A 22,522-nucleotide genomic window follows, 5' to 3' on the forward strand; every position below is an offset into this window, starting at 1 on the left:
CAGGGCTTGCGGAAGATGACGGCTGGGCTGGGCACAGCGTATCGAGTGGGGCACGCCGCACCGAATTCACACCGGGATGAAATCCCATTTCTGCAACGGACTCTTGTCGCTCGGCGCCTGGACCACGTCCGCGCCGCCCTGTCGGGAAGCGGTCAACGCCATACCGGAATGCGCGAAGAGAAGTTCGAATCCATCGGCGACATCACCGTGTACGCGCAACGCCTGGGCGGCGTCGAGAGCGCGTTCCACCAGGCGCGCCGGGTGATTGGCCTCCTTATCCGAATCGGGCATCCCGACGATCAGCTCCCCGCCGATCGGCGCCAGTCCCCAGCCGAACCTGATACCGAGCAGTTTGAAGACATTGCCCGGGGTCGACTTGGCCGGCGTCAGGGTCAACGGCGCGTTCTTGCCGTCGGCCCGCACGGCGAGTTCGAGCCGGGTCGCACGATTGACGATGCGATAGCCGGTCCCGACATAGGGTCGACCGGCGACCTTTTCCCGGCGATCGGGCACGGGCAGCGGAATGACGAGATCCCCGCGCCATGCTTCGTTCACCTGGTAGGTCTTTCGCAGCCATGGTCCGTACACTTTGCTGCGCTTGGCGTCCGGGTCGTATTCGGTATACGTCCGAAACGCCTTCGACTTCGCCTCGACCCCGGCCGGCGTGAGGTTCGCGGGCTCGGACTCGATGGTGTAGTCGCGGAAATAGTGGACGGGCGTGGGCACGGTGTCCTGCTCGAGCGCGTACATCACCATCCGCGACACGGCCACGTGGTCCTGGTGGAAGCCGCCCTCGGGCTCGGGCCTGCCGTGCAGGTCGGCGAGCGGGTCCAGGGTGTTGACCCGATCGGGCCGGACCTCGTCGCGCACCGCGCGCAGGAACGCCACCAGCGCGTCCCGGTTGAATTCCTGGACCGGAAACGTGTCCCCGGGACGGGTCTTGATCTGCATGTTCTCGGAATACAGTCCCCACATGCGCTTCGCGCCGAGCGGAGTCTTCATGAAACCGTCCGGGATCCGGGTCTCCAGCATCGAGACCCGGTCGCCGAGCGTCCACAAAGTGGCCTGCACGCCGCCGTGCTCGTAGGGCTGCTTCTTCCACTGCCCCGGCTTCATGCCCAGCGCGTCGGCATAGACCCGGCGCAGGCCGATCTCCCGATCCTGCATGAACTTCGGATAATTCGAATAATCCGAGGCCATGAAATATATGGTGCGCACCGTGGCGCCGGCCCGCAGGTTGTCCAGGAGTTCGGGGCTCAGGAAAAGCAGGTCGTCGTCGTGGTGGGCGACGACATTGAGCACCCGCTCCGCCGAGGAGGCAGGCGGCGGGGACGCCGGATGTGACGCGCCCTGATCGTCGTCCCGAAAGAATTCATAGGCGCCGCCCACACCCACGACGGCGACCAGGCCGCATCCCGAGGCGAGCACCGCCCTGCGCGAAACCGACGGCCGGGAATCCGAGTTTGTTCCCATATGAGAGAATTGTCGACCCTTCTCAATAGATCCCGTCGGGGCGTCGGTGAGTGTTCCTTCGCACACGCAGGCGGATCATGGATACCACGATCCGGCGAAAGGATTCGATTCACGCGACGTGCATCGGATCCATGGGCGCCGGCCACCTTCCGGACAGGCGATAGCGCTATTGTATGTGGCGCCCGACGGCGGCCGACTCCGTCCCCCGATGGTTCGGTTCCCCACGCCTGTCGGCCAAACGGATTTACCGACATCCGGTCGACTTCGAAGATCGCGGATGTCGTGAGAGACCATCCGGGGCGAACCCGACGATTCCGTCCGGTAAACAGGGAGAACAATCCCCATGCCAGGGTCGATCCGCGCGGGCGCACCGGCCCGCACGCGCTCGTGTCCGGGCGATCGCACTCGGGTGCGCACGCCGAATCCGCGCCGGGCGCGGACGGCGAAACCGACGACCTCCTCCGCCGGACTCGTCCAACCGGTCGATTCGTGTTCCCGCTCCCGCCCGTCGGCCGACCGTTCGACTCCTCCGACGATTCCATAGGATCCGCATTGACCCCAGGTATCGGAAGCCCGCCCTCACGCCCCGGCGCCGGCATGGCGGCGACCGCGACGACGCACGGAATCAGCGAGAGAGAGCCCTCATGAGCAGCACCTTGAAATCGGACACGGAGGAGCGGCCGACCGAGCCCGTGCCGACTCCGCGTGCCGGCCGGCCGCCGAATTCCAAAGCCGTGCCGATGTTCGCGGGACTCTTCGTGGGCGCCTGGGCACTGCCCGCGCTGTTCCATGTGGCCCGCCTCGACTGGTTGTCGCTGTTGCTGCTGTTCCTGGGCACCGCGTCGCTGGTGCGCGCGGGGGTCGCGCTGTTCGACCGGCTGATGATCGCGGCACTGTTGCTGATGGGCGAATTCATCGTCGCCGGGCTGCTGTTCTCGGTCTGGCCGTGGGGCCTGAACCCGTTCGCGATGTCGGGCACCCTCCTGTCGGTGACGCTCGTGGTGGCCCTGGTCACCGGCCGCCGGCCGGTGCTGCCGCGCCGCGCGGCCTGGACCGACCTGATCGCCCCCGGCGCGGCCCTGTACGCCATGTACCAGCTGTACAAGCCGCTGTCGGGCAAGTCGCTGACCCAGCGCCTGGCCATCACCGTGATGACCGAGGACAAGCCCAGCCACTTCTCCCTGTTCGACGCGATCCACCGGGTCGGCGGTTACACCTACTTCCACGCCGACAAGGCGAGCACCTCGATGGACCCGGAGATGGCCCGGGTCTACCCGCCGGGGACCCACTTCCTGTACACGGTGCTCGACACGTTCCTGCGCTCGACCACCGACGCCGGCACCGGTCCAGCCGCGTACAACCGGTACTTCCTCTACACCATCCTCGGCTACGGCTTCCTGGTCCTGGCCCTGGTCTGGGCGGCCCGCTGGATCGCCGGACCCAACCTCGCCGGCTGGCGCACCGCACTGGTGTGCGCGACGGTCGGCGGGCTCGCGGCGACCGGACAGATGATCACCGTGTTCACCCTCGGCCACGACTCCGCCGCGCTCGGCGTGGCCGTGCTGGTGATGACGGTGGCGGTGCTGGTGCGGCCCGCCGGGAAGGTGCGCGAACAGGTTCTCGTCGCCGCGGCGGGACTGGTCACCCTGGCCTTCGTCTACAACCTGTTCGTGGTGCTCGCCGCCTGCGCGGTCCTGGCCGCCGCGGTCGTCTACTGGTCGCGCGTCCGCGAGGCGCTGCTGTTCACCTCGATCGTCGCGGCGATCACCGGCGTGATCGTGCTGATCCCGATCATCGGCCCGCAGCTCACCGGCTTCAGCCAGACCAAGCAGCTCCAAGCAGCCGGCGGCATCTACCCGATGAGCCGCAACCTCGTCATCGTGTGCGTCGTGCTCGTGCTCGCCTCCCTGCTCACCCGCGCCGGCCGGCGGTCGCCGGTGTGGCGCGCGATGTCGGCGCAGATCGTGCTCGCCGCGGTCGGTGTGGCGGCGTTCGGCGCCTACCAGGTGCACACCCTCGGGGAGACCTCGTACTACTACGAGAAGGCCGTCCAGGGCCTGTACGGCCTCGGTCTGGTCGGCATCGGGGCGATCGGCCTGCTGCTGCGGCCCAACCTCGCGCCGATCCCCGCCCCGCCCCGGCTGCGCCCGCTCGCCCGCGCGGTGCCGATCGTCGCGGCGGTCGTGGCCGGTGTCACGCTCGCGGGCGCCGTGCAATTCGGCAAGATCAACGCCCGGGCCAACGCCACCGCCCCGGACACGCCCTACTCCGCCGCCTGGGCACACGGGGTCTACCGCCAGGACATCGGCGTGGTCGCCCGCAAGCTGCAGTCCCAGGGGCTGCTGGCCAAGGGCCCCTCGACGCTCTACCTGTTCACCGACAGCAGCACCGACAACTGGCGGGTCACCTTCCTCGACTCGATCCTGCGGCGCGAGCTCGGCGGACAGATCAAGACCGTCTTCGGCATCCAGTGGTTGCGCGGACTCGCCTCGTACAACGAACTCAACGCTCGCGAACGCGTGGACACCCTCAAGGAGCTGGAGAAGGTCATCGCCGACAGCCCCAAGCCGCTGCGCGTGGTGGTCACCAGCGCCTGGCTCGCCAGGGATCTGCGTCAGTTCGCCGCGAGCGACCCCAAGCTCGGCCTGCAGGTGGTGCTGATCGACCCGGTCGAGTAGTCGATTCGCACCGACCGCCACGACCACGAAGCCGGCCACCGACGGACGTCGGTGGCCGGCTTCGGACGCGGACTCGGACTTCGGCCCCCGGAGCCGGGGGCGGCGACGCTCAGGCCACCGGCACGTCCTGCGGCTTGCCGCGGAAGACCCACATGCGGTACGCGAAGTAGTTGACCACGGCGTTGAAGACGACCGTGACCAGCTTCGCCACCATGTAGAACACGCCCATCCAGGCCAGCACGCTCACGAAGACCACCGTGATCGCCCAGTTGACCCCGGCCAGGATGAGGTAGCGCACCATCTGGCCGCCGACCGGGGAGACCGTGCTGCCGAAGGACCAGAAGCGGTTCATCGTGAAGTTGACCGCGAAGGAGGTCGCGGTGGCCAGGAACGTGGCCGCCGGCAGCCAAAGACCCCATATCCCGTGCAGGAGATACAGCAGCCCCATGTCGATCACGACACTCGCGGCGCCCGAGACCAGGAACCGAGGAAGACTATGGGTCAACAGAGCGGCCCACCGGCTCTGCGGCTCAGGGGTGTTGCCCTCGGTGGAACGCTCGGTAGCTGTCACGAAGCCAGAGTATAGAGACCTCTACGCCCGTCGAAACTCCGCCCGCAGACCAACAGGTAAGGTCTTGCCGTGACAACCGATGCCGCCCCGGTGCACACCCCGGGACCGACGCAGGACCCCCACCACGAACGAAGGTCGACCGTCTCCCGGCGCTTGTCGGGACCCGTCCGGCATTGGCTGCTCGCCTTCGTGGGCTTCCTTCTCCTGGGCAGTGCCTGGGCGCTGGCCGCACCATACGACGGCACCCCGGACGAGATGCAGCACATCATCCGGGCGGCGGGGGTCGCGCAGGGCGAGTTCGCCCCCACCCCCACCGACGCCGACACCGGCACCGGCGCCTTCCAGAACGTGCCGCGCAGCCTGGTCCGCAAGAACTGCTGGGCGTTCAAGGAGGAGCAGCCCGCCTCCTGCGCCCGAGAGCCCGGCGGCGACAAGAGCCTGGAGCGCACCGCGACCCGGGCCGGCCGCTACAACCCGGTCTACTACGCCGCGGTCGGCTGGCCGCTGCGGGTGTCGCCGGACTGGACCGGCATCCTGCTCGCCCGACTGATCAGCACCACGATGGTCGCGGCGCTGCTGGCCACCGCCGCCTACAGCGTCGTGCACTGGACCCGGCACCGACTGCTGCTCGCGGGCGTGCTGGCGGCCACCACCCCGATGACCCTGCACCTGTCGGGCGCGATCAACCCCAACGCGCTCGAAATCGCGGCGGGCACCGCGCTGTTCTGCGCGCTGGTGCCACTGCTCCTGGAACCGGGCGCGAAACTGCGGCGATCGGCGCTGGTGGTGGCCGGGATCTCGGGAGTGATCCTGTGCACGCTGCGGTCGGTGGGCCCGCTGTGGCTGGTGGTGGCGCTGGCCACCCTGGTGATCCCGACCCGCCGCACGCTGCTGAAGTCGCTGCGCCGCTCGAAGCCCGCCCTGTGGGCGGGCGGCGCGATCGTACTCGCCGCCGTCGCCGGTGCCGCGTGGACGGTGGGGATGAAGGCGAGCCAGCTCGGCAGCGTGGGCGACCACACCCACATCACCTTCCGCCAGGCGGTGCGCTTCGAGATCATCGGACGATCGGGCAACTACCTCAAGGAGATGGTGGGCGTCACCTCGTGGCTGGACATGTCCGCGCCGCAACCGGCCTACACGGTGTGGTACATGGTGCTGGGCGTGCTGGTGGTCGCCGGCCTCGCGTTCGGCTCCTGGACCGACCGCTGGCGGATGTTCGTCCTGGTGGCCGTGGTCTTCGGATTCCCCACGCTGACCGACGCGATGGGCGTGAACAAGTACGGCTTCGTGGCGCAGGGCCGCTACATGCTGCCGATCGCCGTCGGGGTCCCGATCCTGGCCGCGTTCGCGCTCTCGCGCCGCGAGGTGTTCGGGGCCCGGCGCGACGCCACGCTGATCCGGACCTTCGCGATCGTGCTGATGCCGCTCCAGTTGGTGTTCCTGTGGTTCACCATGATCCGGTGGCAGCACGGCTGGACGAGCACTCCGCGCGGGATGACCCTGAACGCGTTCGCGGGCCCGTGGCATCCGCAGGTCGGCTCGGTGGTACCGGTGGTGTTCGCGCTCCTCGGCGGCGCCGCGATGATCGCCTACTGCTGGACGGTCACCCGGGACCGGGACCTGCCCCGCGAGGTCGCGACCGGCTGAACGGCCGCGACCCACGCGCGAGTTCGGCCCGTCACGCGGTGTGGCGGGCCGAACCGAAGGTGTGCCGGGCCAACTTGCGCACACCCTCGCGGTTACCACTGCGCACCATCATCGGCATCATCGTGAGCGCGTGCAGCCGGGACGACATGTGCTTGCGGGCGACCCGGGCCGCCTCGTGCCAGCCGTGCCGCTCCATGCGCTCCGCGACGTCCAGGAAGAAGCCCCGCTCCTCGACGAACCGGCGCCCGTCGAACGCCTGGAGGGCCGACTCGCTGACCGCGTGCCGGCGATACTGGAAGCAGACCGCGTCGGTCGCCACCAGGTCCTCGCCGCGCTGCAACAGGTCCAGGACCAGCGCGAGATCCTGGATCACGTGCAGGTCCTCGCGGAAGTTGATCGCCTTGACCGCCTCGGTGCGCCAGCACACCGACGGGAAGTAGAGCCAGTTGCCGCGCAGCAGGCTGACCGCCAGGCGTTCGCCGCCCAGGCGCCGGCTGCCCTCGATCTTCGGCGCGTACAACCGCCGCTTGGTCTGGTCGACCAGGGTCTTGGTGGGCAACCCCCGGCCGTCGATGACCTGTACGCCGGGCTGGACCATGCCCGCCTCGGGGTAGCGCCGCAGCACGTCGCGGATGGTGGCGATGTAGTTCGGCAGGAAGACGTCGTCGCAGCCCATCATGACCATGTGGTCCTGCTCGGCGAGTTCCACGCACTTGCGGAAGTTGCCGGTGACGCCGAGGTTCTTCTCGTTGCGCAGGTAGACGATCCGGTCGTCGTCGAGGGCGGCGAACCATTCCGGCACGCCCTTCTCCCGACCGTCGTCCACCACGGTCAGCCGCCAGTTGCGGTCGGTCTGCGCGAGCACGCTGCGCACCGCGTGCTGCATCAGCCCCACGTCGCCGTAGTACGGCATCATCACGTCGATCGTGTGGACCTGCCGTTCGTCGGCCCCTCCCTCGAGTGTCGTCTCGGCGAGACGGACGGTTTCAGAAGGGCCATCGGCGCACTCGCGCACCCTGAACTCCCGGCTATCGATCCCAACGGGCACGAGACGTCCTCGTAGGCCACCCACACGACGCGATCGATCCTACTCACCCCGCGGCGCGCCCCCGACGGGGTTCGCCACCGGCCGCACCGGCGACGCGGTGCGCGCCGGCGCCGGAAAGCGCCGAGCACCGGACCGCAACATCACCGCCATCAGCAGCGCGGTGGCGGCGGTGGCCGCGGCGAAGGCGATCTCCACCCGGACCCGGATGTCCCCGGGCAGGCAGGTGATGGCCACCAGCACCGCGGTGCCACCGATCCAGGCGACGAGTTGGGCCCGATGGCGGTTCATCGCCATCACGCCCTGGCCCAGCACCATGGCCAGCATGTAACACAGCGTGCCCGCCGAGAACCACGCGAAGTCCAGCGGGCCCAGGACGTCCTTCGGGGCGTTGAAGAACACCCGGATGATCCACGGGCCGAGCACCGTGGCGCCCAGCCCGCCGGCCACGCCCAGCGCGCTCACCACGAGGCAGGCCCGGGTGATCAGACCGCGGAAGGCGCCACGATCGCCGTCGGTGAAGGTCCGGGACAGGCCCGGCAACAACGACGCCTGGAGCGAGCCGAAGACGAACAGCGGCACCCGGGCCAGGATCAGCGCGCTGAGCAGCGCGGTGACCAGCGCGGTCTGCTCGGGTTCGAGCAGCTTGACGCTGAGCACCGCGGTGTTGACCATCAGCTGCGCGAGCAGGGTCGAGACGATCAGCAGGCCGAGGCCGCGGTACAACTCCCGCCACGCGAGCACCGTGCCGGGCCGGGCGGCGCGCAGCACCGGCCGCAGCGTGGCCAGCGTGGCCAGGATCGGGGCGACGGTCAGGATCAGCGAGAACAACAGCGGCGAGTGGCTGCCGGCCGCGCCGAGCGCGATCGCGAACACGATCCGCAGCCCGCCGTCCAGGGCCAGCTGCGTGCCGTAGGCGGTGAACGCGCCGTGTCCGGCGAGCACGCCGCGGGTGACCGAGACCACGGCCAGACCGACGAACGCGCCGCCCAGCGCCACCAGTAGCCGCCGGTCGCCGTCGAAGAGCCGATCGGCCATCGGGCCGGACGCGGCGGCGAGCAGCACCAGCACGGCGAGCAGCAGCCCGCCGGCCAGCACCGCGCCGCGCCGCAGTACCGGCGCGGTGCCCGAGCCCTCGGCGGCCCGGGCGGCGACGATCCTGGTGATCTCCTGTTCGACCGGGAAGAACAGGCCGAGCCCGATCGAGAAGATGATGGTCCACAACACCGAGACCCCGGACATGTCGTCCGGGTTCAGCGAGTGGCCCGCGATCGCCAGATGTACATAGGAAGCGCCACCGAGGACGACCATGCCGGCGCCCACGAGGAGGGTGCCCTGGGGCAGCGCGCGGATCGCCCGCAGCAGCAGCGTCTTCATCGGCGGGCGATCGCCAGCAGCAGGGTGATGAACGCGCGGCCGAGGTAGATCATCGCCTTGGCGGGGGAATGGCTGGGCGTGCCGGCCTGGCGGGCCCGCATCGCCACGGGGACCTGCATCACCTTGTGCTTGAGGCGGATCACCCGGACCGTGGTCTCGACCGTGTCGCCCAGGTACTCGACCGGATACCACTCGGCGAACAGCCGGATGATGTCGCGGTTGCAGGCGCGAAAGCCCGACGTGGTGTCGGTGAGCTTGGTCTTGGCCATCCTCGACAACACGCCCGAGAGCATGACCATGGTCCACTTGCGCGGGCCGCGCACGGTGTAGTCGCCCTCGCCGGCGAAGCGCGCGCCGATGACCAGCGACGCCTCGTCGAGGTGATCCACCAGCTTGGGGACGTAGCGGGGGTCGTGCTGACCGTCCGCGTCGATCTGGATCGCCACGTCGTAGTCGTTCTCGTACGCGTAGCGATAGCCCAGCCGCATCGCGCCGCCGACGCCGAGGTTGTACGGCAGTCGGGACACCGTGGCGCCGGCCGCGCGGGCGACCTTCGCGGTGTCGTCGGTCGAGCCGTCGTCGACGACGAGGAGGTCGACCTCGGGCAGTTCGCCGCGGACCTCGCGGATCACGTCCGCGATCGACGCGGACTCGTTCCACGCGGGGATGATGATCAGGACCCGCTTGTTGTTAATCATTTGCGCGTTCCCGCTCGGCCGACTCGGTACGGATGAGGGCGATGGCTGCCGTGCGTTCCTGCTCGGCCAGTTGGGTCCGGATCAGGGCCACCTCTTCGGCGAGCGAACGGGTTTCCTCCTCCAACCGACTCGATTCCCAGCTCAGGTGAATACACACGAGGAGCAGGAAGACGAAGCCGAGGAAGAGGACGAGGCTGACACCCGATCGCACACCCGCGGTGGTGGCCACCGAGTCGAGCATCTTCGGGAACGCGCCGAGCGGTACCACGATCAAGCCGACGACGAGCCACAACACCGCGTACTTTTCACGCAGTTGGCGTCGCCTCAGCAGTTCAAGGATGACGACGACCACCAGCAAGCCGGCAATCGCGGTGACAATCGTAAGTTTCATGACACGCTCGATTTTTGATCAGTCGGGCCGCAGGGCGACGAACCCCGGGCGATCCAATGCCTGTGCAAGCATGTCCCGCCAGTCGGCCATGGGCGGCAGTCCGGCATCGGCCCACCGGTCGTGGGCGAGCACACTGTAGGAAGGACGCTTGGCGGGGCGCGTGAAGTTCTCGGATGTTGTCGGACGAACGCGGTCGGCGTCCAGCCCCGCCCCGGCGAATGTGGCTCGCGCGAGGTCGTACCAGGTCGCCTGCCCCGAAGCCGTGCCGTGATAGATCCCCGCCGGCGCGCGGCCGGACAGCGCGGCCTCGCCGAGGCGGACCACCCGCTCCGCCAGCGCGGCCGACCAGGTCGGCTGACCGAGTTGATCGTCGACGACGTCCAGGGTGTCGCGGTCGGCCGCCAGTGTCAGCATGGTGGAGACGAAATTCCGCCCGTGTTCGCCGTACAGCCACGCGGTGCGGACGATGTAGCCGTCGGTGGGCAGCACGTCGGCGACGAGTTGCTCGCCGACCAGCTTGCCCCGTCCGTACGCGTTCAGCGGTGCGGTGGGCGCGTCCTCGGGATACGGCGCGGTGCCGTCGCCGCCGAAGACGTAGTCGGTGGAGATCTGGATCAGCCGTGCGCCGTGTACGGCGCAGGCCCGGGCCAGGTGACCCACCGCGGTGCCGTTGACCTCGGTCGCGGCCGGCTCGGCCGTCTCCGCGCCGTCCACATCGGTCCACGCCGCGGCGTTGACGACGATGTCGTGTCCGGCCGTCGCGGCCAGGACCGCGGCGGCGTCGGTGATGTCGAGGTCCTTGCGGGCGACGGCGGTGACCACCGCGCCGGGGACCTCGTCCAGGACGGCGAGCAGATCGCGTCCGAGCATTCCGTGTGCTCCGGTGACGAGCCAGCGCCGGCCGTCGACCGAGGTGGTCAAAGCGCCGCCTTGAGCTGCAGTGGCTCCCACCACGCACGGTTGTCGCGGTACCACGCGACGGTCGATTCGAGACCTTCTTCAAAGGACACGCGTGGAGTGTAGCCAAGCTCGTCGCGCAGCTTGTCGATGCTCAGCGAGTAGCGCCGATCGTGGCCCTTGCGGTCCTCGACATGGTCGACGCTGTCCCAGTCGGCGCCGCACGCGGCGAGCAGACGGCCCGTCAGTTCCTTGTTGGTGACCTCGGTGCCACCACCGATGTGGTAGACCTCGCCGGGCCGCCCGGAGCGCATCACCAGGTCGATGCCCCGGCAGTGGTCCGAGACGTGCAGCCAGTCCCGGATGTTGCCGCCGTCGCCGTACAGCGGCACCCGCTTGCCGTCGAGCAGGTTCGTCACGAACAGCGGGATCATCTTCTCCGGGAACTGGAAGTGACCGTAGTTGTTCGAGCAGCGGGTGACCACGACGTCCATGCCGTGCGTGCGGTGGTACGCCAGCGCCAGCAGGTCGGACGCGGCCTTGCTGGCCGAGTACGGGGAGTTGGGCGCCAGCGGCCAGTCCTCGGTCCACGAGCCGATCTCGATCGAGCCGTAGACCTCGTCGGTCGAGACGTGCACGAAGCGGCCGACGCCGTGCTTGCGGGCGGCGTCGAGCAACACCTGGGTGCCCAGCACGTTGGTGACCACGAACGGTCCCGAGCCCGCGATCGAGCGGTCGACGTGCGACTCGGCGGCGAAGTGCACCACGACGTCGTGTCCGGGCATCAGCTGGTCCACCAGGTCGGCGTCGCAGATGTCGCCCTCGACGAACGTGTAGAGCGGGTCGGCGGCCACGGACGCCAGATTCGCCACGTTGCCCGAGTAGGTGAGCTTGTCCAGGATGGTCACCCGGGGTTTGTCCTGCGAGGTTGCGTCACCGGACAACAGATTTCGAACGAACTCGGAGCCGATGAATCCGGCTCCACCGGTGATCAGGATCCTCATGGACACGGGAGTCTACCGATCCCCGGACGCGCAGAGCCTATGGTGTTCGCATGCGCGGCATCCTTCTCGCGGGCGGCACCGGCTCCCGACTCTGGCCCATCACCCAAGCGGTATCGAAGCAACTGATGCCGGTCTTCGACAAGCCGATGATCTACTATCCGCTGTCGACGTTGATCATGGCCGGCATCCGTGAGGTGCTGGTCATCACGACCCCCGAGGACCAGCCCCAGTTCCGCCGCCTGCTCGGCGACGGCTCGCGGATCGGCATGCGGCTCGAATACGTCGAGCAGGCCAGCCCCGACGGCATCGCCCAGGCGTTCCTGCTGGGCGAGGAGTTCATCGGCGGCGAGCCGGTGGCGCTGATCCTGGGCGACAACATCTTCCACGGTGTGGGTCTGGGCCGGCAGCTGCGCCAGGGGGCGGACCCGGTCGGCGGTCGGGTCTTCGCCTACCCGGTCGCCGACCCCAAGGCGTACGGCGTGGTCGAGTTCGACGCCGAGGGTGTGGTCCGCTCGATCGAGGAGAAGCCCACCCAGCCGAAGTCGCGCTACGCGGTGCCCGGGTTGTACTTCTACGACGCGCGGGTGGTCGAGATCGCCAAGGCGCTCAAGCCGAGCGATCGCGGCGAGCTGGAGATCACCGGGGTCAACGCGGCCTACCTGGAGCGCGGCGAGCTGATGGTGAGCGTGCTGGACCGGGGCACCGCGTGGCTGGACACCGGCACCTTCTCCTCCCTGGTGCACGCGGCGGAGTTCGTCCGGGTCATCGAGGAGCGGCAGGGGCTCAAGATCGGCTGCATCGAGGAGGCGGCCTGGCGGGCCGGCTTCATCGACGACGCGCAGTTGGCCGCGCTCGCGCAACCGCTGCTCAAGAGCGGCTACGGCAAGTATCTGATCGACCTGCTCGCCTACGGCGGCGGCATCGCGCCGCTGCCGGACCCCGCCTGAGGCGCCGGCGACCGGCCCGGCTCGACGCGGGTCGCCGACGGCCACCGCGTTCCTTCACGCTCCACCCATGTCAACCCATCCGGACCCGGCCGCCCGGGTCCGCCGGACAAGGACACGACAGATGAAGTTCCGCCCCCTCTCGATCGAGGGCGCCTGGGAGATCAACTTCCGGCAACACGGGGACCCCCGCGGCATGTTCATGGAGTGGTACCGCTTCGATCTGCTGTCCGAGGAGGTGGGACACCCGCTCCGGCTCGCGCAGGCCAACATGTCGGTGTCGGCGCGCGACGTGGTGCGCGGGATCCACTTCGCGGACGTGCCCCCGGGGCAGGCGAAGTACGTGACCTGCGTACGCGGCGCGGTCCTGGACGTGGTGGTCGACCTGCGCGTCGGCTCGCCGACGTTCGGCACCTGGGAGGGCGTCCGGCTGGACGACACCGAGCGGCAGGCGGTGTACATCTCCGAGGGCCTGGGACACGGCTTCTGCGCGTTGACCGACGACGCGACGCTCAGCTACCTGTGCTCGGAGACCTACGCGCCCACGCGCGAGCACGCCGTGCACCCGCTCGACCCGGACCTGGCCATCGCCTGGCCGACGGTGGGCGCCGCGCAGTTGTCCGAGCGGGATCTGGCCGCGCCCACGCTGGCCGAGGCCCTGCGCGACGGGTTGCTGCCCGACTACGGGCAATGCCGGCGATTCACCGAGTCGTTGGGCGAGGTTTCCCCGTAGTCGCCCTCCCGGTGGGAGCGCGAAGAGGTGGGCGTCGGGGCCCGTCTAAACGTCTGGTGGGTGTCGTCGCGCGGCGATAGTGTCTGCGCGACGACGACCCGATGCCGCGGGGGGGTACCCGGCCCGGATTCGTCGTTCCATCGTTGGTGATCCGACTCGACCACACCACGCGCGGAACTCGTGTCCCCGCCGGAAGTACCCGCGTGGAGATGTCGGACCACCCTCCTCGGGAGGACCTTTTTTGAAGATCCGCACGCTCCGCGGTTCCATGGCACTGCTGTCGGCGAGCGCGCTCGCCGGCGGCATGCTGGTGGCGCTGGTACCGACGTCCGCCCAGGCCGCGCTCAGCGGTGGGGACGGCGTCATCGCCGGCACCACGACATCCACGAATCACCTCGAAGCCCGTCGGACCGACGGCACCTCGGTCGATCTCGGTCTCGGTGACGGCCTGTTCCCGTCGTACTCGCCCGACGGCAGTCACGTGACGTTCGTCCGAGGCGACCGGCTCCAGGTCGCCCGGGTCGGTGGGGCCCACCCGATCGAACTCACCGGGGCCTCCGCCCAGCAGGTCGTGATGCCTCGGTTCTCGCCCGACGGGCGCTACATCCACTTCACCGCGTCCCTCAACGGCGCCGCGCCCCAGGCGTATCGGGTGCTCTCGGACGGCAACGGCACCCCGGTGCCGGCGTTCGAGGGGCAGGCCTCCTGCGACAGCTACGTGTCGGCGAACTCGCAGTGGATGTACGTCTTCCGACGCGGGTGCGGCACGGACACCTCGGTCTGGTCGTACAACGCGACGAACGGCGCGACCGCCAAGATCGCCGACAACGCGGGCGCCCCCGACATCTCGCCCGACGGCAAGACGGTCGTCTTCATCCGTGTCGTGGCCAACACGCCCCGGTTGTACAGCGTGGACACGACCGGTGGTCAGCCCAAGCAGCTCAGCGCCGACACCGACGACTCCATCTCGCTGCCCACCTTCTCTCCGTCGGGTGCCAGGATCGTCTACGGCAAGGGCCGCGACACCTGGGTGATGGACAAGAACGGCGACAACGCGAAGCGGGTCGCCGCGAACTTCTGGCAGGCCTCCTGGCAGCCCCTGCGCAAGGAGGGCGTCTATCGGGTCTGGGGCGACACCGCCCACGACACCGCGGTCGCCAACTCGAAGTTCAAGTGGGCCTCGGTCGGCGACACCTCCTCGGGGCTGCGGCAGGCCGACTCGGCGGTCATCAGCCGGGCGGACTACTTCTACGACGGCCTGTCCGGCGCGGCCCTCGCGGGCGCCAAGAACGGTCCGCTGCTGCTCGGCAGTTGGGGCGGACCGGGCAGTCTGTACGAGGAGCTGACGCGCACCCTGCGTCCCGGCTCCAGCGTCTACATCCTCGGCGGGATCAACGCGCTGAGCACCAACTACGAGGACGATCTGCGGCAGTGGGGCTTCACGCCCAAGCGGCTTGCCGGTGCCACCATGTACGACACCGGGATCGCGATCGCCCGCGAGACCAACCCGGCCCCGAAGAACGTGTTCGTGGTCACCGGTGAGGACTACTACGACGGCCTCTCGGCGGGCGCCGCGGCCGGCGGCACCAAGGACAGCGTCGTCGTCTACAGCGCGGGCGACAACATGCCCGCCGCCACCGAGGCGTACCTCAACGCGATCAACCCCGCCACCACCAACGTGATCACCGTCGGCGGGCCGGCCGACCGCGCGCTGCTGTCGGCGAACCTGCCGTCCTGGCCGGACGGCGCGGAGTACTACGCGGTCGCCGGGAACACCGCGGCCGACACCGCGGCCAAGCTCGGCCGGTTCTGGTTCGCCGCCCCGCGCACCGCTGGTCTGGCCACCACCACGACCTGGCAGGACGCCCTCACCGGCGGCGCGATGATGGCCGGGCTCGGCCCCATCCTGCTCACCGACGAGGACAGCCTGGCTCCGGCCAGCTCCTGGTACCTCTACGACAACGGCGCCTCGCTCTCCTCGGTGGTCCTGGTCGGCGGCGAGTCGGCGCTCAACGCGCCGATCGTGGACCAGGCCGGCAACCAGATCGGGCTCCCCGGTCAGTACACCTACGTACCGATGTACAACGGCGTCGAGGCGCCCGCGGGCAAGGCGCTGCGCGCCGCGCCGGCGGACAAGCCCGGCAACCCGGCCGTGAACGGCCCGGCGAGCGGCACCGGTCCGCAGGCCGGTTCGGGCGTCGAGCGGCACACCAAGCGCTGACCGCACGACACCACGCGATACCGCGACACACCGAGGGCCCTCGGCGGGACACGACACGTCCCGTCGGGGGCCCTCGGCCCGTCCCGACGGCGGGGAGGCACGGGCGAAACGACCCCGAAGCGGTCCATCCGGTTAGGGTCTCGACATGAAGTGGCTTGTCACCGGCGGTGCCGGATACATCGGAACGCATGTCGTACGTGGGCTCGTCGCGGCCGGGGACGAGGTCGTCGTGGTCGACGACCTCTCCTCCGGGGTCCGCGAGCTGGTGCCGGACACGATCCCGGTGGTGATCGGCTCCGTGCTGGACCGGGCGCTGCTCGACGAGCTGTTCGGCGCGCACACCTTCGACGGCGTGGTGCACATCGCGGGCAAGAAGCAGGTGCCCGAGTCGGTCGCGCGTCCCCTCTATTACTACGAGGAGAACGTGGAGGGTCTGCGGACCCTGCTCGCGGCGATGGTCGCGGCCGGTGTGCCCCGGATCGTGTTCTCCTCCAGCGCCGCCGTCTACGGCATGCCCGACGTGGACCTGGTCGACGAGGACACCCCGTGTCTGCCGATCAACCCCTACGGCGAGAGCAAGCTGGTCGGCGAGTGGCTGATCGCGGCCACGGCGCGGGCGCACGGGATCTCCTACGCCTGCCTGCGCTACTTCAACGTCGCGGGCGCCGGCGCGCCGGAGCTGGCGGACGCGGGCGTGTCCAACCTCGTGCCGATGGTGCTGGAGAAGTTGACGGCCGGCCGGGCGCCGGTGATCTACGGGGACGACTACGACACCCCCGACGGCACCTGCGTGCGCGACTTCATCCACGTGGTGGACCTGGCCGAGGCGCACGTGGCCGCCGCCCGCCGGCTCGCCGCCGACCCGGACACACGCCTGGTGCTCAACGTCGGCCGCGGTCGGGGTACCTCGGTCCGCGAGATGGTCGAACTCATCCGCGAGGTCACCGGTTTGCGCGAGTTCGCACCCCAGACGCTGCCCCGGCGCGCCGGCGACCCGGCCAGGGTGGTCGCGAGCGCCGAGCGGATCGCGGCCGAACTGGGCTGGAAGGCCCGCCTGGACGTCTCCGACATGGTGGAGAGCGCGTGGGCGGGGTGGCGGGCGCGGCGCGGGTGACGGGCGCGGGACGCGCCACGTGGTGAGCGCCGGGCCGGCCGAACGTGTGCCGCGCGTCCGGTGCTCCCGAATCACCCCGAGTGCTTTCGTGTGCTCCGAACGCCTCGATGCGACGTCTGCCGGCGCGTCGGCGTCGTGGGGAGTGCGTGGGGTGAAGTGCGCCGGGATGAATCGGACTTGGGGCTTTTGTCCTGTGGGCCGAATCACTCCGCCTTCGGGTGCGGACGGGCGCGCCGATGGGTAACGACGCCACTCCGGACCCGAGGCGCGCGATGCGCCTGTGACGAACGGGACTTCGGTGATCATTCCCGGGTGATCCATGCGAGGCTCGATCAAGGTTCTTCGTCACCCGATCCGGCCGAATCCACCACGGAACGCCAACTCCGGTCCTTTCCGTAAGGGATCATCTACATTGCGCTCAACCGCAAAACGGATAATCGGCTTCTATCCGACACAGACTTGTGATCTTCGGCGGGGCCTGCTTAGCGTTCGATCCGTCCGTATCCCACACGGACCCCGATCGCCGGTACGCCGAATCCTGTCGCCGGCCGTTCGGGAGGCTGACGAGCACCACACGACAGGAGCGGGGGAACCACAGGTGAACCGCCGCGCACGGCACCGATCGAGACGGTCGGCGGCCGTGAACGGCTTGGGGTGAAGCCACGTTCTTCGGGACGTGGCCGGGCTATCGATCTCCGGCCCGAATCCGACAGCTCACCTCGTAGGCGTGGGAGAGGATCCAGCCATGCTGTCCGGAACCGGGCGTCATCGCCGTCGCAGCACCAGCAGGACCACGCGTCTGATCGCCGCGGCCGGCGTCGCCGGTGTCGGCGTCGCCATGCCGATCATCGGGGCGGGCACGGCTCAGGCCGCGTCCGTGAGCACCTGGGACAAGGTCGCCCAGTGCGAGAGCACGGGCAACTGGAAGATCAACACCGGTAATGGCTTCTACGGCGGCCTCCAGTTCACCCAGAGCACCTGGAACGAGTTCGGCGGCTCGCAGTACGCCGCGCGCGCCGACCAGGCGACCAAGAGCCAGCAGATCGCGATCGCCGAGAAGGTGCTCAAGAGCCAGGGCCCCGGCGCCTGGCCGGTCTGCTCGGTCAAGGCGGGCCTGACCCGCGGCGGTGCCGCTCCGGACCTCGACACGGGCTCGGCGGGCGGCAAGACCGCGCCGAAGACGGCCCCGAAGACGGAGAGCGCCAAGCCGGCGCCGAAGACCGAGACCGCCAAGCCGAAGATCGAGGTCAAGAGCGAGGCGCCGAAGACCGAGGCGCCCAAGGACGAGACTCCCAAGACCGAGGCGCCCAAGGCCGAGACGACCGCCAAGACGGACGCGGCCGGCGGCTCCTACGTCGTGGTCGCCGGCGACACGCTGTCGCAGATCGCGAACGCCCGGAACGTGCCCGGCGGTTGGCCGAAGCTGTACGAGGCCAACAAGAGCGTGGTCGGCGAGAACCCGGACCTGATCTTCCCGGGCCAGCAGCTGACGGTCGACGGCAAGGCCGCGCCGGCCGCCGAGACCGGGACCGAAACCAAGGACGAGCCCAAGGCCGAGGCGCCGAAGGCGGAGACGCCCAAGGCCGAGGCCAAGACCGAGGTCAAGCCGGCCGCCGCGCCGAAGACCACGGTCAAGACCGAGAGCACCAAGGCCGACTCCTCGGCCAAGGGCTCCGAGCAGGCCTCCGGTTCGTATGTCGCCCCGGTCTCCGGCGCCACCCTGACCGCGAGCTTCGGCTCGGGCGGGTCGCGCTGGTCCAGCGGCCACCACACCGGCCAGGACTTCGCCGTCTCGACCGGCACCACGGTGCGCGCGGTCACCTCCGGCACGGTCGTCTCGGCCGGCTGGGGCGGCGCGTACGGCAACGAGGTCGTGATCCGGCACGCGGACGGCAAGTACACCCAGTACGCGCACCTGTCCTCGATCTCGGTCAAGGCCGGGATGAAGGTGCAGACCGGCCAGAAGATCGCGCTCTCCGGCGCGACCGGCAACGTCACCGGCCCGCACCTGCACTTCGAGGTCCGCACCACGCCGAACTACGGCTCCGCGGTCAACCCGATGACGTGGCTGCGCAGCCACGGCGTGAACGTCTGATCCACCGCACTCCCGCGCCGAACGGCGGGCGTCCCCTTCGCGGGGGATGCCCGCCGTTCGCGTGTGCGGACCGCGCGGGCGCGGGGCGGGCGGGTGGCGGCCTCGGGGCGCGGGGGCTCGGGTGCCGGGGCTTCAGGGCAGGCGGGCGGTGTGCAGGGTGGCGGTCGGGTCGAGCCACAGGGCGAGCGGTCGGCCCGTGCCGTCGAGGGTGGTGGTCGGGCCGGTCGGGGTCGGGCGGTCGTCGAGCACGAGCGGCGTGGGGGTCGCGCCGAGCACCACCGGACGGCCCTCGGCGTCCCGGGTCGAGGTGAGCAGCGTGCCGTCGGGGCGGGGCAGTTGCCACAGCGGCTCGTAGCCGGCCCCGGCCGTGCGCGTGGCCGTGGGAACCCACGCGTCGGGGCCCGCCTCGGTCGTGCCCGCGATCTCCGCCGTCCCGGCCCGCCGGTAGCCGACCGTGACCCGGCCGTCGGCGCCCACCGACGCGGCGGGCGGCCCGACCGGGTGATCCGCCGCGATCGTGCGCGGCGGGCCGGACCGGTCGCCGACCACGTCCCAGGCGCGGATGCCCTCGCGGGCCGTGCCGAACACGGTGACCCGGCCGTCGGGACGGGTGAGCGCGGTCGGGCCCTCGACGATCTCGGCGCCGCCGAGGTCGCGCCACGGCGACCACGCCGTGCTCCCGGCGGGCAGGTACCGCGTGCCGATGCCCTTGGCCCGATCGCGCGCGAACAGGTGCAGCCCGCCCGCGCCGTCGGCTTGCACCACCGGCGGGCCCAGGCCCGTCGCGCCGCCGTCCGGGCCGCCCAGGTCCTGCCACGGGCCCAGGTCGCCGCCGGGCGCCGACTCGATCGCGGTGACGATCGCGAGCCGGTCCCGATCGGCCCGGTCCGCGCCGCCGATCCGCAGCGCGAACACCCGGATCCGCCCGTCCGCCGTGCGCACCACCGCCGGGGCCGGGGCGAGTTCGCCGTCGCCGGGGGCGCCCAGGTCGCGCGCGGCGGACCAGACGCCCGCGCCGTCCTCGGCCCAGCGGGTGATCCGACCGCCGAGCACCGACCAGGCGCTCGATCGGCCGTCCGCGCCGAGCACGGGCCTGGGGCCCGGGTCGGGGAAGCGATAGGTGGTGCTCTGCGGCCAGTTGCTGCGGGACGCGGTGTCGCGCACCTTGAGGTCGCCGCAGTCCGCCCGGCCCGGGCAGTGGTGCTCGCGGTCGGTCCAGCCGTAGACCCGGGTGACCGCGTCCTTGCGCTCGCGGGCGGCCGGCTCCAGGTTGTGCGGCCAGCGCTCGTTGTAGTAGCCGCGATACGCGATCGCCGCGGCGGCCCCGGCGGGCCGGTCGATGTTGTAGCGGCGCAGCGCCTCCCAGGTGAACCGCGCGGCGGCGGTGTGGTCCTGGTGGTCGGAGACGCCGTGGTTGTCGGCGTGCGCCGGGTGCTCGGCGTCGTGCTTCTGGCGGTCGGGGTCCGGGTCGAGCGTGCGCACCACGGTCGGCGCCTGGGCCCGCATCAGGTCGGTCAGGGACCCGATCAGCCCGTCGCGGGTGTACGCGTACGGCCCGCCCGCCGGCTCGTCGAGCGGGGCCAGCGTGTCGAGTTCGCGCTCCTGGCCGTTCCACAGGGTGCGCAGCCGCCCCTTCGCGCCGATGCCCTCCTCCTTGCGGGTGTTGAGGAACACCAGCTTGATGTTGGGCGCGTCGACGAGGCGGTCGAATTCGGCGTGCGCGCCGTCGCGCAGGCGGATGCTGTGGCGTTCCCAGCGCGCCGCGCGGTCGCCGAGTGCCATGAACGCGTAGGCGGCGCGCGAGCCGTTGTTGCGCGCCGCCGCGTACGCCCGCACATCCGGCCGGCTCCCGGGGCCGTTGCGGCCGTCGGCCTCCCCCGCGGTGAGGAAGACGGTCACGTTGTCCGTGCCGGCGTGCACCGCGTGGTCGATGTCGGGGTTCATGAAGTACAGGTCGTCGTCCTGGTGGGCCACCACCTGCATCACCGCGCCGCCGACGCCGGGCGCCGGGGCCAGCGCCTCGATCCCGATCGGCAGGGTCGGCGCGTGGCGGGTCGGCGATCCGTAGGGGCCGGTCAGCTGTACCACCGCGGCGGTGAACGCGGCGGCCAGCACGGCGGCTGCGGCGGTGAATCTGCCGGTGCCGGGGATCATCGCCATCTCGGCCGGGCCTTTCTGCCGTCGGGGCTCGTCCGGCGCGGCTCGGCGGATCGGGTCGCGTCGTCGCCCCGGGCGGACCGCCCCATCATCGCTGCTCGCCCGTCCCCGGCCGCACCCGGCTCGACCGCGCGGCGCGGCGAGCCCCGCCCGTCAGCGCGCGCGGGTCTCGCCCGAGGTCGCCTCGCGCGGCCGGTCGGCGGCGGGCAGTCGCGGCTGCGTCCGGGCGCCGGCCGCGCTCCCCGCCTTGCCCGCGCCCGTCGAACTCGCGTTCCCGGCCGCGGTCTTGCCCGGGTCGGCGGCCGGACTGCCCGCACCCGAGTCGTTGTTCGCCGAGCCGGGGCTGCGATCGGGCAGCGACTTGGCGCCCTCTGGGGTGACCCGGGTCGCGCCGATGTAGTCGGGCTTGTCTATCGGGCCGAACTTGATCACCGTGCCGGTGTAGGGCGCGTGGATCATCTGGCCGTTGCCGACGTACATCCCCACGTGGTGGATGCTGCGCGGGTCGCGCAGGTCGGTGGCGAAGAACACCAGGTCGCCCGGCAGGAGTTGGTCTCGCGAGGGGTGCCGGCCGGCGTTCCACTGGTCGTTGGCCACCCGGGGCAGGATGATGCCCACCGTCTCGTAGGCGGCCTGGGTCAGCCCCGAGCAGTCGAACCGGCCGCCGTCGGCGGCGGTGCCCTCGCCGCCCCACAGGTAGGGCGTGCCGAGCTTGGTCTGCGCCCAGTTGACCGCGCCGGCGGCGAGCGCCATCGGCTGCAGCGGCGTCTGGACCACGCCGAAACTCTGTTCCAGGGCCCGGATGTTCTTCACGTAGTCCTGGGTCTGCGTGTACGGCGGGATGCCCTTGTACTGCATCACCCGGTACGCGCCCGCGTTGTACGCGGCGAGCATGTTGTTGGTGCGATCCCCCGGCACGGAGGCGACGTACTTGGCGAGCGAGCAGTCGTAGCGGGCGGCGGCCGGGATGGCGTCGGCCGGATCCCACGGGCTCGCCTGGCCGTCACCGTTGCCGTCGGTGGCCCACTCCGGCCAGGTGGTGGGCATGAACTGGGCGATGCCCTGGGCCCCGACGTTGCTGACCGCCTTCGGGTCGAAGCCGCTCTCCTGGTACAGCTGCGCGGCGAGCAGCGCCGGCGAGATCTCCGGGCACAACCGCCCCCACTTGTCTATCGAGGACGCGTACGCGGCCGGCACCGTGCCGGGGGCGAGCGCCATCGTGCCACCGGCGCCGGTCTGGCTGCCGGAGGCGGACTGCATCGCGCCGACCCCCACCGTGAGCAGGCCGACCAGACCGAAGGGAATCGCGAATACGATGCCACCGGCGACCCAGGCTTTGCGCATCGCGGATACCCCCCGATTCTCCGCGGCCGGGCGGGGCCGCGACGGACACTCCGAAGCTCATTGTGCGCGCCGTGATTGCTCTGCGCAATCACCCGTGATACACACAGTGAGCAGACACACTTGCCGAGGTGGT

17 protein-coding genes and 1 riboswitch are annotated in these 22,522 nt (G+C 70.5%); of the genes, 7 read left to right on the top strand and 10 right to left on the bottom strand.

What is annotated here, in order from left to right:
• Nucleotides 1-66 precede the first annotated feature (66 nt).
• Nucleotides 67-1,395, bottom strand: coding sequence for a PIG-L family deacetylase (locus ACFRCG_RS09115; protein WP_380030144.1), 1,329 nt, complete (start codon nucleotides 1,393-1,395; stop codon nucleotides 67-69).
• A gap of 722 nt (nucleotides 1,396-2,117) precedes the next feature.
• On the opposite strand from ACFRCG_RS09115, the gene ACFRCG_RS09120 reads away from it, so the two are divergent.
• Nucleotides 2,118-4,151 (top strand): hypothetical protein, encoded by a 2,034-nt coding sequence (locus ACFRCG_RS09120; RefSeq protein ID WP_380030145.1) that lies wholly within the window; start codon nucleotides 2,118-2,120, stop codon nucleotides 4,149-4,151.
• Between the two features lie 109 nt (nucleotides 4,152-4,260).
• On the opposite strand, the gene ACFRCG_RS09125 is transcribed toward ACFRCG_RS09120, so the two are convergent.
• Nucleotides 4,261-4,722 carry a GtrA family protein gene (locus tag ACFRCG_RS09125; RefSeq protein ID WP_380030146.1) on the bottom strand — a complete coding sequence of 154 codons (462 nt, stop codon included), beginning with the start codon at nucleotides 4,720-4,722 and terminating at the stop codon, nucleotides 4,261-4,263.
• Nucleotides 4,723-4,875: 153 nt separating this feature from the next.
• On the opposite strand from ACFRCG_RS09125, the gene ACFRCG_RS09130 reads away from it, so the two are divergent.
• On the top strand, nucleotides 4,876-6,369 hold the full coding sequence (locus ACFRCG_RS09130; RefSeq protein WP_380030147.1) for a DUF2142 domain-containing protein: 1,494 nt from the start codon (nucleotides 4,876-4,878) through the stop codon (nucleotides 6,367-6,369).
• A gap of 31 nt (nucleotides 6,370-6,400) precedes the next feature.
• Here the strand turns inward: ACFRCG_RS09130 and ACFRCG_RS09135 are convergent, their stop codons facing one another.
• The 6 genes from ACFRCG_RS09135 to rfbB all read right to left on the bottom strand — a co-directional run bounded on the left by ACFRCG_RS09135 (nucleotide 6,401) and on the right by rfbB (nucleotide 11,781).
• Nucleotides 6,401-7,285: a glycosyltransferase family 2 protein gene (locus tag ACFRCG_RS09135; RefSeq protein ID WP_380008735.1), complete on the bottom strand. Its 885-nt coding sequence runs from the start codon at nucleotides 7,283-7,285 to the stop codon at nucleotides 6,401-6,403.
• A gap of 171 nt (nucleotides 7,286-7,456) precedes the next feature.
• On the bottom strand, nucleotides 7,457-8,791 hold the full coding sequence (locus ACFRCG_RS09140; protein ID WP_380030148.1) for a lipopolysaccharide biosynthesis protein: 1,335 nt from the start codon (nucleotides 8,789-8,791) through the stop codon (nucleotides 7,457-7,459).
• On the bottom strand, nucleotides 8,788-9,489 hold the full coding sequence (locus ACFRCG_RS09145) for a glycosyltransferase family 2 protein (RefSeq protein ID WP_380008729.1): 702 nt from the start codon (nucleotides 9,487-9,489) through the stop codon (nucleotides 8,788-8,790). Before ACFRCG_RS09145 ends, ACFRCG_RS09140 begins: the two co-directional genes overlap by 4 nt.
• Nucleotides 9,482-9,880 carry a DUF2304 domain-containing protein gene (locus tag ACFRCG_RS09150; RefSeq protein WP_078976024.1) on the bottom strand — a complete coding sequence of 133 codons (399 nt, stop codon included), beginning with the start codon at nucleotides 9,878-9,880 and terminating at the stop codon, nucleotides 9,482-9,484. The genes ACFRCG_RS09145 and ACFRCG_RS09150 overlap by 8 nt, the downstream gene beginning before the upstream one ends.
• An 18-nt stretch (nucleotides 9,881-9,898) precedes the next feature.
• Nucleotides 9,899-10,801 (bottom strand): dTDP-4-dehydrorhamnose reductase, encoded by a 903-nt coding sequence (gene rfbD, locus ACFRCG_RS09155; RefSeq protein ID WP_380030149.1) that lies wholly within the window; start codon nucleotides 10,799-10,801, stop codon nucleotides 9,899-9,901.
• The gene (gene rfbB / locus ACFRCG_RS09160) at nucleotides 10,798-11,781 is read right to left on the bottom strand and encodes a dTDP-glucose 4,6-dehydratase (protein WP_380030150.1); all 984 of its coding nucleotides are present in this window, start codon (nucleotides 11,779-11,781) and stop codon (nucleotides 10,798-10,800) included. The genes rfbD and rfbB overlap by 4 nt, the downstream gene beginning before the upstream one ends.
• Before the next feature lie 50 nt (nucleotides 11,782-11,831).
• Between rfbB and rfbA the strand changes: the two genes are divergently transcribed.
• The 5 genes from rfbA to ACFRCG_RS09185 all read left to right on the top strand — a co-directional run bounded on the left by rfbA (nucleotide 11,832) and on the right by ACFRCG_RS09185 (nucleotide 18,888).
• Nucleotides 11,832-12,728 (top strand): glucose-1-phosphate thymidylyltransferase RfbA, encoded by an 897-nt coding sequence (gene rfbA / locus ACFRCG_RS09165; RefSeq protein ID WP_380030152.1) that lies wholly within the window; start codon nucleotides 11,832-11,834, stop codon nucleotides 12,726-12,728.
• Between the two features lie 121 nt (nucleotides 12,729-12,849).
• The gene (rfbC, locus tag ACFRCG_RS09170) at nucleotides 12,850-13,458 is read left to right on the top strand and encodes a dTDP-4-dehydrorhamnose 3,5-epimerase (RefSeq protein ID WP_380030153.1); all 609 of its coding nucleotides are present in this window, start codon (nucleotides 12,850-12,852) and stop codon (nucleotides 13,456-13,458) included.
• Nucleotides 13,459-13,726: 268 nt separating this feature from the next.
• Nucleotides 13,727-15,679, top strand: a complete 1,953-nt coding sequence (locus tag ACFRCG_RS09175; RefSeq protein ID WP_380030154.1) for a cell wall-binding repeat-containing protein — start codon at nucleotides 13,727-13,729, stop codon at nucleotides 15,677-15,679.
• A 145-nt stretch (nucleotides 15,680-15,824) separates the two neighbouring features.
• On the top strand, nucleotides 15,825-16,793 hold the full coding sequence (gene galE, locus ACFRCG_RS09180; protein ID WP_380030155.1) for a UDP-glucose 4-epimerase GalE: 969 nt from the start codon (nucleotides 15,825-15,827) through the stop codon (nucleotides 16,791-16,793).
• Between the two features lie 519 nt (nucleotides 16,794-17,312).
• Nucleotides 17,313-17,534: riboswitch (cyclic di-AMP (ydaO/yuaA leader) on the top strand.
• Between the two features lie 4 nt (nucleotides 17,535-17,538).
• Complete coding sequence (locus ACFRCG_RS09185; protein WP_380030156.1) at nucleotides 17,539-18,888, top strand: transglycosylase family protein; 1,350 nt, start codon at nucleotides 17,539-17,541, stop codon at nucleotides 18,886-18,888.
• Between the two features lie 132 nt (nucleotides 18,889-19,020).
• Here the strand turns inward: ACFRCG_RS09185 and ACFRCG_RS09190 are convergent, their stop codons facing one another.
• Together ACFRCG_RS09190 and ACFRCG_RS09195 are read right to left on the bottom strand one after the other, a co-directional pair.
• On the bottom strand, nucleotides 19,021-21,048 hold the full coding sequence (locus ACFRCG_RS09190) for a PIG-L family deacetylase (protein WP_380030157.1): 2,028 nt from the start codon (nucleotides 21,046-21,048) through the stop codon (nucleotides 19,021-19,023).
• Nucleotides 21,049-21,198: 150 nt separating this feature from the next.
• Nucleotides 21,199-22,389 carry an NlpC/P60 family protein gene (locus ACFRCG_RS09195; RefSeq protein ID WP_380030158.1) on the bottom strand — a complete coding sequence of 397 codons (1,191 nt, stop codon included), beginning with the start codon at nucleotides 22,387-22,389 and terminating at the stop codon, nucleotides 21,199-21,201.
• Between the last annotated feature and the right edge of the window lie 133 nt (nucleotides 22,390-22,522).

The sequence above is a fragment of the Embleya sp. NPDC056575 genome (assembly GCF_042793325.1).
Taxonomy (GTDB): Bacteria; Actinomycetota; Actinomycetes; order Streptomycetales; family Streptomycetaceae; genus Embleya.

Bases quoted from the DNA above. Each gene is read 5' to 3' on its own strand.
- ACFRCG_RS09120 (WP_380030145.1), top strand. From the start codon at position 2,118: ATGAGCAGCACCTTGAAATCGGACACGGAGGAGCGGCCGACCGAGCCC.
- ACFRCG_RS09135 (WP_380008735.1), bottom strand. From the start codon at position 7,285: ATGATGCCGTACTACGGCGACGTGGGGCTGATGCAGCACGCGGTGCGC.
- ACFRCG_RS09140 (WP_380030148.1), bottom strand. From the start codon at position 8,791: ATGAAGACGCTGCTGCTGCGGGCGATCCGCGCGCTGCCCCAGGGCACC.
- ACFRCG_RS09145 (WP_380008729.1), bottom strand. From the start codon at position 9,489: ATGATTAACAACAAGCGGGTCCTGATCATCATCCCCGCGTGGAACGAG.
- ACFRCG_RS09150 (WP_078976024.1), bottom strand. From the start codon at position 9,880: ATGAAACTTACGATTGTCACCGCGATTGCCGGCTTGCTGGTGGTCGTC.
- rfbB (WP_380030150.1), bottom strand. From the start codon at position 11,781: ATGAGGATCCTGATCACCGGTGGAGCCGGATTCATCGGCTCCGAGTTC.
- rfbA (WP_380030152.1), top strand. From the start codon at position 11,832: ATGCGCGGCATCCTTCTCGCGGGCGGCACCGGCTCCCGACTCTGGCCC.
- rfbC (WP_380030153.1), top strand. From the start codon at position 12,850: ATGAAGTTCCGCCCCCTCTCGATCGAGGGCGCCTGGGAGATCAACTTC.
- ACFRCG_RS09175 (WP_380030154.1), top strand. From the start codon at position 13,727: ATGGCACTGCTGTCGGCGAGCGCGCTCGCCGGCGGCATGCTGGTGGCG.
- galE (WP_380030155.1), top strand. From the start codon at position 15,825: ATGAAGTGGCTTGTCACCGGCGGTGCCGGATACATCGGAACGCATGTC.
- ACFRCG_RS09185 (WP_380030156.1), top strand. From the start codon at position 17,539: ATGCTGTCCGGAACCGGGCGTCATCGCCGTCGCAGCACCAGCAGGACC.
- ACFRCG_RS09190 (WP_380030157.1), bottom strand. From the start codon at position 21,048: ATGGCGATGATCCCCGGCACCGGCAGATTCACCGCCGCAGCCGCCGTG.
- ACFRCG_RS09195 (WP_380030158.1), bottom strand. From the start codon at position 22,389: ATGCGCAAAGCCTGGGTCGCCGGTGGCATCGTATTCGCGATTCCCTTC.